A 2,111-nucleotide genomic window follows, 5' to 3' on the forward strand; every position below is an offset into this window, starting at 1 on the left:
GATCCTTCTTTTTCTATTTGATCTCCCACCTCTGGAAGCTCCAGAAATACAATATCTCCCAACTGCTCAATAGCATAGGCACTGATACCAATAGTGGCAATTTCGCCATCCATTCTTACATACTCGTGGGTTTCAAGATACTTGAGGTCATCTGGAAATTCTAATTGCATTTATATTCCTCGCAATAGTACAAATAATGCTAGCCAGCTCAACACTAGACCTGCGTTACAAATTATTCCGTATAGAATAATATAGGTAAATATCCAGTTCTTTCTTATGGATAAGAAAAATATTATAGGATTACTTATAGGGAAATTTTCTGTTCTTAGACTAATCAGATCTACCCTAATTATCTATGTCCTTGTTGGTTTTTGGGCTTTCTTTTTCTCAGATCGGCTGATTTTTTTACCCCGTCCATCTAGCTATCAAGAAAACCAGGAATTTGTCAAGCTTCAGTCTAGTAATACAGTCCAAATTACAGGTGTTTATTTAGCATTACCCAAAGCAAAGTATACTATTCTCTACAGTCATGGTAATGCTGAAGACCTAGGGGAAATTTTGCCCAGGTTGCGAGATTTGCGAGATATTGGGTTTAGTATATTTTCCTACGACTATCAGGGTTATGGAACAAGTCAGGGAAATCCTTCAGTGAAAAATGCCTACCAAGATATTAATGCAGCTTATGAATACTTGACCCAACAGTTGGGCATACCTACAAACCAAATTATTGTTTATGGACGTTCAGTTGGTGGAGGGCCTTCAGTAGATTTGGCATCCCGGCAGTCTGTGGCTGGTTTAGTAGTTGAAAGTTCATTTACAACTGCATTTCGGGTTGTGACGCGCATCCCTATTTATCCCTTTGACAGGTTTCGCAATATTGATAAGATAAAAAATGTTAATTGCCCAGTTTTGGTAATCCACGGAAATTCTGACCGAGTGATTCCTTTTTCCCAGGGGAAACAACTTTTTAACACAGCTAATGAGCCTAAGCTTTCCTTTTGGGTTGATGGTGCTGGTCATATTGATTTATTAGAAGTGGCGGGTGAAAAGTATGAAAAAGTGATGATTGAGTTTGCTAATTTGGTGCAACAAAATCAATAGCAGGAATTAAGTTTGACTCAAGAATAATTTTAAGTTTATTGATACTTATATTATGTCCAATTAAGTACTTATAAATAACAAGCGAGGAGTCAGGAGTCAGGAGGGAAGAATCAGGAACAAGAGAAGAAAATTTTTCATCACCCTATTAAACGGACATAATATTACCTAAAATCTGATAGAGCCAATTATCTATAAATTTGTATTTCATCCAATTTCTAACTGCTATACATACTTCTTTTTTTCCCTTGCTAATTGTGCTTTTGCATTTTGCCACATTTGTTCAAACTCCGCCAAAGTATACTCAGAAAGAGGACGGTTGCACATTGTTTCTACTAAAGCAAACCGTTGCAAAAATCGATGATTAGTTCCTTGTAAAGCTTGTTCTGGATTCAAATCATACCACCTTGCCAATTGCACCAAAACAAATAAAATATCTCCCATTTCTGCTTGTTGATGTTCCTGATCTTCAGATTGTAAAGCTTCTTCAAACTCCCCAACTTCTTCGTGAAATTTTCTCCAAACTCCTTCAATATTTTCCCATTCAAAACCAAGAGCAGCAGCTTTTTTAGAAATTTTCATTGCTGCCATAAGTGGAGGTAACTGTCGAGCGTATCGACTGAGTTTTGTACTAAATAAATCATTAGTTTCTCCTTTTTCTGCTGCTTTGATTTGTTCCCAATTTTGCTTAACTTCTTCTGTACTATTTACTTTCACATCTCCAAATACATGAGGATGTCTTCTAATCATTTTTTGATTAATATTTTGAGCGACTTCAGCTAAAGTAAAATCATTTGCTTCACTAGCTATTTGTGCTTGCAAAACCACCTGTAATAATAAATCTCCTAATTCATCAACTACTGCTTCTTTCTCTCCGCTTTTTATTGCATCAACTGCTTCATAAGCTTCTTCAATAATGTAAGGAGTTAAAGTTTCTGAAGTTTGAGCTAAATCCCAGGGACACCCCCCATCTGGAGAACGTAATTTTGCTACTATTTCTATTAGTTCTTGTA

2 protein-coding genes and 1 pseudogene are annotated in these 2,111 nt (G+C 36.3%); 1 reads left to right on the plus strand and 2 read right to left on the minus strand.

What is annotated here, in order from left to right; all coding sequences use genetic code 11:
• A pseudogene (locus F6K13_RS30075) lies at positions 1-170 on the minus strand (glycine cleavage system protein H); the annotation flags it as partial.
• A 106-nt stretch (positions 171-276) separates the two neighbouring features.
• Here F6K13_RS30075 and F6K13_RS30080 point away from each other — a divergent pair.
• On the plus strand, positions 277-1,101 hold the full coding sequence (locus tag F6K13_RS30080) for an alpha/beta hydrolase (RefSeq protein ID WP_124143018.1): 825 nt from the start codon (positions 277-279) through the stop codon (positions 1,099-1,101).
• 222 nt (positions 1,102-1,323) lie between these two features.
• Here the strand turns inward: F6K13_RS30080 and mazG are convergent.
• The coding region (gene mazG / locus F6K13_RS30085; protein WP_287289413.1) for a nucleoside triphosphate pyrophosphohydrolase at positions 1,324-2,111 on the minus strand (788 nt) is incomplete at its 5' end.

It is taken from the genome of Okeania sp. SIO2B9, from assembly GCF_010672505.1.
GTDB lineage: Bacteria > Cyanobacteriota > Cyanobacteriia > Cyanobacteriales > Microcoleaceae > Okeania > Okeania hirsuta.

Excerpts from the sequence above, each read along its gene's own strand:
- F6K13_RS30080 (WP_124143018.1), top strand. The coding sequence starts at position 277 with ATGGATAAGAAAAATATTATAGGATTACTTATAGGGAAATTTTCTGTT.